The organism is Bacillus cereus group sp. N6 (genome assembly GCF_016483705.1).
GTDB classification, from domain to species: Bacteria; Bacillota; Bacilli; order Bacillales; family Bacillaceae_G; genus Bacillus_A; species Bacillus_A wiedmannii.
The window spans coordinates 1-8,026 of the sequence record NZ_JAEHBI010000089.1 but is presented as its reverse complement, the minus strand read 5'-3'; the positions used below and the strand labels follow the sequence as shown (position 1 = coordinate 8,026).

The following is an 8,026-nucleotide window of genomic DNA, read 5'->3' as shown; positions in this document are numbered from 1 at the left end:
TATTTTTTTTCATGTTTTCAAATCGGAAACATGTATTTGGCCTGCTTTTTTGTCTGAAAAAGCTGAGTAGTTACCTTATTATTTCAGAATGATTATGTAGAGTGTTATATTTGTCATGTAATTAATTTATTTTGCAAAGGAGCGATACAGATGTTTCATTTTCCAGTTGATTATAATGATGTAGTAGTAAAGGGTATTATCTCTCTTTTTATGTAATACGAAGTATGATGTAAAATCCAAAAATCGTTCTTTATCCGGTTCTTTTTGGCCGGATGAAGAACGATTTTTTCATTTGTTTGACCAGGTTTTAAATTGTTCATGATGTGTTCTAAGTCAACTTGAATATACTGTGACTGCTTTTTTACGGTCCCGTTTCGGAAATATTCGGGAAACGGATTTTTTATATACACGGTATGGTTTGATTTTAATCTGGATATATAGTAGGCACCTCGTTGATCCATTTGATCTAAGTCTTCTAATGAAAAATAGCCTAAATCACGAATACACAAGTCACCTGGATGTAAGGTATCTAAACATTCTGTTCCAACGGTTTTATCATTATTTTTCTCTGGACCTACTTGGAAGTTTAAAAATTGACCACTATGTAAATCATACTCTAATTGAATCTTGATACCCGCTGTTTGTGCGCAACCCCCGGATCCAGGATATATACTCGCTAAGTGTTTTGGTATTTGAAAAATCGTTGCATCTAAAATACGAATGCGTTGAAAGTGGGTAAGCGCTGCACTTGAAATGGTCGATGTTTTACAAAGTTTACTTTTCCATAATGTAGAAAAAATATATTTCAGAAGTTCAACAGCTTTTGAATTAAAGCGTTTATTAAGTCTTTCGGGACTCATAAGAGTGCCTGTAGCTGCGTGTAATTGGCTACATAATCGATAAAAGATAGGCATCTCATTCTATAAGATGCCTATCTTTTATTATTCCAAAATGTAGCGTATATCCGACAGTTCCATATTCGTAAACTTGGCAATATCTTCGATATTCATGCCATTTTTATGCATACCACGGATCAGTTGCTCTCTTCCTGCTAATTTTCCTTTTTCCATACCCTCTTGAAGACCTTCTTCTTTACCTTCTTTTCTTCCTTCTTCTATACCAACCTCACGAGCATGTGTTAATTTTGCTTGCTCATCAAATAAAATCTTTTCTCTAGCTTCATACGCTAGGCGGAAAGAACTGCTCTGACTCATGTTCTCCCATTTATGGATAGCTTTTTGTAACATCGGATCTTGTTTCATGGCGATGTCCTCCAAAGTGTGAGTTAAATGCTCATCTTCATGTGCTGGTAACAACAGTAACCAACGAGCAAACTCATTTTCCCACGGATTAATTTTTTCTTCTCTCCATTGCTGAAGCAATTTTGGAATCTCAATAAAATGGATTTCCAAATCATCGAGTAAGACTTGTTTCTGCTGTTTACTCCAAAACTGTCCAATTGTATGCATATCTTCATAATTAGGAAAGAGGTGAAAATCTAATAAGTTAATTGCAATCGTTTTTCGGAGCGACCGATAAGACATACCTTTTTCAAGCTGAGACGTATAGAGTTTACTCCAATAGTAAAGGGAACGTTTTACAATCTCTTGTGTATTTCTTAGTTGGATTTCAATATTGACTTTTGTTCCGCCATTAAGCGTGGCGAGTATATCTAGTATAGATAATTTATCTTCTTCATATTCTTTATGCAAATGTGGATCTTCAATTTTTAACGATATAATCGGTGTAGATAAAGACTCCTGCAAAATTGCATTTAAAAAAGAAATCAATAATTCCTCTTGTCCTTGTACACCAAATAATTGCTTAAAAGCAAAATCGACTCGTAAATTTACTAAAGGTTGATTCATGGATAGAGTCACCTTTCTGTGTCGTATTCTATATGTCTATTGTATCGGAGAAGGAAGAGAGGAAGCAACCCTTGAAAATTTTATTTTAGAATTGTTTATTATTGGTTCTGTTACAAAATTTAAAAAACTATCAAATTTATGAAGGGAATATATAATTTTCTGTATATTACTTAGCATTTATTCTGATTGAGTGTATGTTAATTCGTATTTTTTAGAAATTAAAACTTTGCAACAGAACCAATTCCTGTACCAGAGCGAGCTTTGCTTTTCCCCAATATGTTCAATTATAATTAGTGGAGTATCTCTGATTGAAAAAAAATAATTTAAAGATTGGAATATTTTTAACATTGTTAATAAACCTAACTGCAAAAAAGAGTTACATGCTTTCTGTTTTGCCCACGAAATTTCATTTGATGTAGGTGAGAGAAGATTTTCTTGTAGGAAATGGATAACTTTTTAATCTGGAATAAGTGATTTCTTGCATACTAATCATAACGTGCCTCTTTTATTAACTAAATAAAATCTTACAGACCTAATAAGACGATTCCTGCTCTAGTCAGTTATGAAGATGCCTATAAAAGTAAAAATGAAACAGTGGGGAAACTAGATTGTGAACAATACAAAGGTAATTCTTTGTCCCAATATTTATTCTCCCTTTGCATCTGGCAGTATAAGATCATTCTAGAAATATCGGATTTCTCGGCAGCATTCGTATGATTCATTCCTTGTTCTATAAGATATAAGGCATGATTTACTGTTTCTTCATAGGTTTTTGGTCTTCCAAGGTATTTCCCACCTTTCTTTGCGGCTGTAATCCCTTATTTTGTTCGTTCAGAGGTTAAATCCCTTTCAAACTGAGCAATCCCTGAAAAAATAGTAAAAATTATTTTTCCATGTTCCGTAGTTGTCTCGGGCCATGCCTCTTTTACGCTTTTCAAATTTGCTCTTTGACGTAGAAACTCTAACACGCGATTTAACTCAGGACGGTCTCGTTTAACTCTGGTTACTTTTTCAAAAAATATTCGTTCGCAACCATCCGCCTTTAATTGCTGTTCTTGGTGATCTAAATTTTGATCAATTGTGGACACTCACATATATTCGAGTTTTATACAATACCTCCTTTATTCATTTTAATTGTATCAAGAATGTTAGGTAATATATATTGTTACAAAATTATGTTTCATTTTATGTAATCCTATGAATTACAAGTACACAATTATAATAAAATTTAAATTTTAAGGTTATCCCTGCATTTTATCTTTATACCAGGATGCTATTATTCCCGTATAATTGTGCTACATTTAGTAGTGATGAAAATAGTGAAAGATTTTAACTGGTTAAAATCTAAAATAAATTAATAATGGAGAAGATAAAATATGCAAAAAAACAATTTTAATTGTAGAAGATGAAGATATTTCACGTGAAATTATGAAGGATTATCTACTAAACGAGGGCTATAAAGTGTTAGAAGCGATTGATGTGAAAGAAGCATTATCTATATTTGAAGAACATGAAATACAGTTAATTATTCTAGACATTATGTTACCGGAATTAGATGTTTGGACGGTATGTCGACGAATTCGTAAGAAATCTAATGTACCAATTATCATGCTAGCGGCTCGGGTGGATGAGTATGTTACAAAACCATATAGTCCTCCTATTTTATTAGTACGAGCAAACAGATTAATTGAAAGCAGATATTTTACTACTAATAACGCAGCTGATGTACCCACTGAAGACACATTAACTTGTAGTAGTGGAGTGGTTACCCATACGCATTTTCTTTCCCGTACAGTAACTGTAGATGTAGAAAATATAGGTATGATACATACAGAATTTGAAATATTAAAGTATTTAATGCACAATCCAGGGATTCTGATTACCCGAGAACAACTAATCATTAAAATTTTGGGGTTATGAGTATGTTTGGGATAATCATACTGTTAATAACCATATTCGTAATTTACGTCATAAATTAGGTCAAAAAGCAGCTTGTATTGTAACCGTTGTACAAGCTAGTTTTAAATTTGAGGGACAGGTATGAAAAAAGGAATTGTATCAAAGTTATTTATATTAACAACAGCATTATGCACACTTATTTTAGCAACTATTTTTATTGGACAAACCCTATTTTTTAAGCAATATTATGCAAATCGTAAAATGAATGATATTCAGGCGAATCTTCACTCCTTTGAAAAAGCATATGTAAAAGCTGAAGATGACATAAAAGTAATTCAAGAATTGGAGCACAATTTCTATCAAGAGAATGCAACATGGATTACAACGCTAGACAGTGTAGGGAATATAAAATATGCAAAGGATTATTATGTAGAAATTCAATTAAATCCGAATCAAAATAAGACTTTCTCGGAACGTTTCATTCAAATACCATTGTATAGTTTGGGAAACTTAGACGATATGTCAAGGTTACCCTTTCTTGTCGAAAAGGGAGATTTTATTACTATTGATGGACTACAAGAAGGTGACACAGTAATCCCGACGATAGTAAAAATAAAAGATTCGCCTGTTGTGCTGGAGAACAAGCGACTATCAGAAAAGGTATATGGATCAAAAGCCATACGTTTAAAAGAATGGCCTGAATTATATTTATCAGGAAGGATTCAGAAAGTACAGTTACCAGAAGGTGCTGTGGGAATAAACTCTATTTATGGAAATCGTGTGTTTATAGATCGAATCAAACAATTTCAGGTGGATTTAATAGTAAATCGAGCTCAAAATCATTTTTCTTCTACAGAACTAGTGGATTATGCAGAAAATGATATTAAATATAAATTATTAATCCAACCAACAAAAGATGGAGATGGTAAGACAAATTATATCTTTGCTATGACATCATTACAGCCAGTTGATGAAGCGGTGCAAATGATTAAGGATTATTATGTATATTTAATTATCTTTGTACTGATTTTAATTGTTTTGATATCGTTCTATTATTCAAAAAAAATCGCCAAGCCATTATTACAAATAAATGATACGACAAAAAAAATTGCAGGTTTAAATTTCTCAGAGACGATACCTATTACTACAAAGGATGAAATAGGTGATTTATCAAAAAATATTAATACACTTTCTAAAGCTTTGCATTCATATATTCATCAATTGCAGCAAGATATAGAGAAAGAAAAGCAATTAGAACATACACGTAAAGAATTTATTGCGGGTGTTTCACATGAGTTAAAAACACCTTTAAGTATTATGAAGAGCTGTATTTCAATTTTAGAGGATGGTGTTGCTAGTAATAAAAAAGATTATTACTTTAAAGCAATGTCAAAAGAAGTAGATAAAATGGATATGCTCATTATTGATATGCTGGAGTTAGCAAAATTCGAATCTGGTACGTATAAAATGGATATGGGTGTTTTCCATATCGATGAGATGATTGATTATATATGTGAACAATTAACCTCGGATATAACAGCTAAGCAATTACATGTTCATAAACAAATTTCTAAAATTGAGATAGTAGCAAATCCACGTCGAATAGAACAAGTTATAACGAACTTTATTACGAATGCGATTCGCTACACACCAGAACATGAGAATATTATTATTTCTACAATAGAAGAGAATGAACGTGTAAAAGTATGTATAGAAAATAAAGGAGCTCATATCGCGCCAGAACACTTAGAAAAAATATGGGATCGTTTTTATCGAGGAGATACGTCTCGTCAACGTTCAAAAGGTGGAACAGGATTGGGTCTTGCTATTTCAAAGAATATATTAGAGTTGCATGACGTAGAATATGGCGTTTTGAATACAGAAGATGGCGTATTATTTTTCTTCTACTTAAATAAAAATGTGTAGAATCTGTGTTTTCTTCTCTTATAGTAGGAAATAACTTTTGACTTTAATCCAGCTCTACATAAAGCTTGTCTTACTTGAAATAAGCTCACCATAACGTCTTTATTTACAAGGTAACAGTACAGTTTTCGATAGCCCATTCGACCTTTTAAATGTTTAAATTGCATGATAATATAAGTCGCCGTCTTTTTACGTTTTTTCTACCTTTCAGTGGGCTTACGGTGGAAATAGTCGTAAAAACCGCTAACAGATACTTGTAATCGACGGCAAAGACACCTTCCCCAGTTGAAGATATCTGAATGGGTTCTAGTGCAAAAAATATAACAATTGTGCAATGAAAGAGAAAGATTCCAGAAATGAATAAATGTTTCTTAGTGTTGTCCATAAAAGGTATAATACACAAAAAATGTTCTATTTTTGGTATAAATAACATATATATAGTACAAGAAAGTTATAAAAATGTCCTATTTTTGTGGAATATGGCATACATATATATTGCAACACTTGTTGATAAAAACAGGTATACTGACAAGTGTTGCATAGGGATATAAGGAAAAATAAAAAAGGAATTTGGACTATCTTGTAAATTTTTTCTTAATATGCAATAAAAAACATTATTAATATAAGGGTTTTTAAATATAAGAATCTTGTAATTAAAATTTTTAAACCTCATGCAGCAATTTCAAACTGCAGTTAATAATTATCTCACTTAAAGATACGTAGATCATGAGGGAGCCCCCAAAACCCCAGTCAGCCTCTTGCCAAAAAAGCAAAGGAACACTCTTAAAAAAGCACCTAAATCAGATGTAGATAAAGACGTATTATGTGTGATTTGTTAGTAAAGATAACATATACATTTATAGAAATTCATGATGTACAATATGTTTATTGGACATCAGCAATAGTTGCTGATGGATTAGAGGGGGAGCTTCTATGTCGATAATAAAAAAGAATACAGGATTTAATGAAAATAATAAAAAGAAATAAGGGAATACAGTAGCGCGACTAAAAAGGAGAACCCATGTCTTTTAAATTGAAAAGAGAGAGGCTTGTCTTTTTTGGTTCGTGTGCTTTTTTCATAAAATCATGCATATATATTTGATTTTATATGTACTTTGTGGTATAAAAAGCTAAAATAAAGCATAAGAGAAGGTATACAGCACTCCATGTTGTATACCTTTTCTTAACTGTTTAAACTCTAAACAGTTTAACTAGTATATACGGCCTTTTTACTAGTTGAACCCATTCAGGGGAAAAAGATCACTTTTCTAAGTGATCTTTTGTCTTTTTAGCTATAAATTGAAAAATAGGTATACATTCTTGATGAATTAAATACTTGTTTTTTTCACCTTGTTGGAATTTTAAAAAAACACTGTAGGTTTGATAGTTTCATTTTATAGTCATAGCGGATACTTTTATTTCCTTAGATACTTCTTCAGCTGATAACCAGTCTTTTTGTTGCGCTGTTCAGATCACACATCTACTTTAAAACTTCTAAGAGACTTCTTAAAGATTTTCATAGTAGCCTTACCTACTCCATCTTTAGGAGAACAACATAGACTTGAAGGATTCACAAACCGCTGAACCCTTCAAGTCCGCTTACCATGGACTCTTACCTTTTATCTTTCTTCCAATGAAAAATTAGATATATGAGGAATGAGAAAAAAATGCAAGATATACGAAATGAAGGATATAGAACACTTCTAATAGTTAGGATATCTACATAAATAAATAAAATTTGTATAATGGATTGATTTGAGCAAAATTGATTATCATACTAATTAATATTAAAAATTAACCTTTACTTTGTATTTCACTATATCTAATCCCCTTAAATAGATAATTCCACATTTCTCCATTTGTTGTTGAAGGTAATCCATTTTCCATTAAAGGCATTCCAATACTACATGTATATGGAAAATCCCAATCATATTCAATAATTTGATTTTCTTCTATTTCGTTTATTAGCAATATTTCGAATTCTACTTGTACTATTTTAGAAAGTACAAATTCTAATTGTTTTGCTTCTTCATAAGTACCCCCTATACGAACAAATAAGATTTTATTACATGTTTCTATTTTATTTAAAAATCTTTGTATTCTCCTATTCAACTTCAATTTAAATTCTTTATATGTCTTTAAATCAGTTGGTGTATTTTCTGTTACTAAAAAATCATGTACTGATGCAATATCATACATAGTATCTTTTAATACTAAAGTAATATTATAAGCATCATATCCATCCCATATTAAATTTTCTTTTGTAACTACTCAGCTTTTTCAGACAAAAAAGCAGGCCAAATACATGTTTCCGATTTGAAAACATGAAAAAAAAT

At 31.4% G+C, this 8,026-nt stretch carries 3 protein-coding genes and 4 pseudogenes; 2 read left to right on the top strand and 5 right to left on the bottom strand.

The window, feature by feature from the left end:
• Positions 1–287: 287 nt before the first annotated feature.
• The 3 genes and pseudogenes from JDS99_RS29125 to JDS99_RS29115 form a co-directional block, all read right to left on the bottom strand.
• Positions 288–899: pseudogene (locus JDS99_RS29125) on the bottom strand (IS4 family transposase); the annotation flags it as partial.
• Positions 900–941: 42 nt separating this feature from the next.
• Positions 942–1,868, bottom strand: a complete 927-nt coding sequence (locus tag JDS99_RS29120) for an Rpn family recombination-promoting nuclease/putative transposase (protein WP_199696260.1) — start codon at positions 1,866–1,868, stop codon at positions 942–944.
• 650 nt (positions 1,869–2,518) lie between these two features.
• A pseudogene (locus JDS99_RS29115) lies at positions 2,519–2,956 on the bottom strand (recombinase family protein); the annotation flags it as partial.
• 340 nt (positions 2,957–3,296) lie between these two features.
• Here JDS99_RS29115 and JDS99_RS29110 point away from each other — a divergent pair.
• Positions 3,297–3,912, top strand: a pseudogene (locus JDS99_RS29110) (response regulator transcription factor).
• Positions 3,909–5,693 carry a sensor histidine kinase gene (locus JDS99_RS29105; RefSeq protein WP_199696259.1) on the top strand — a complete coding sequence of 595 codons (1,785 nt, stop codon included), beginning with the start codon at positions 3,909–3,911 and terminating at the stop codon, positions 5,691–5,693. Before JDS99_RS29110 ends, JDS99_RS29105 begins: the two are co-directional and overlap by 4 nt.
• A gap of 1,469 nt (positions 5,694–7,162) precedes the next feature.
• Here the strand turns inward: JDS99_RS29105 and JDS99_RS32160 are convergent.
• Positions 7,163–7,267 (bottom strand): annotated as a pseudogene (locus JDS99_RS32160) (MarR family transcriptional regulator); the annotation flags it as partial.
• A 217-nt stretch (positions 7,268–7,484) separates the two neighbouring features.
• On the bottom strand, positions 7,485–7,913 hold the full coding sequence (locus tag JDS99_RS29100) for a DUF1796 family putative cysteine peptidase (RefSeq protein ID WP_345943241.1): 429 nt from the start codon (positions 7,911–7,913) through the stop codon (positions 7,485–7,487).
• Positions 7,914–8,026 lie beyond the last annotated feature (113 nt).

What these genes read in the sequence shown, in the direction of transcription:
- JDS99_RS29120 (WP_199696260.1), bottom strand. Translation starts at nt 1,868, where the DNA reads ATGAATCAACCTTTAGTAAATTTACGAGTCGATTTTGCTTTTAAGCAA.
- JDS99_RS29105 (WP_199696259.1), top strand. Translation starts at nt 3,909, where the DNA reads ATGAAAAAAGGAATTGTATCAAAGTTATTTATATTAACAACAGCATTA.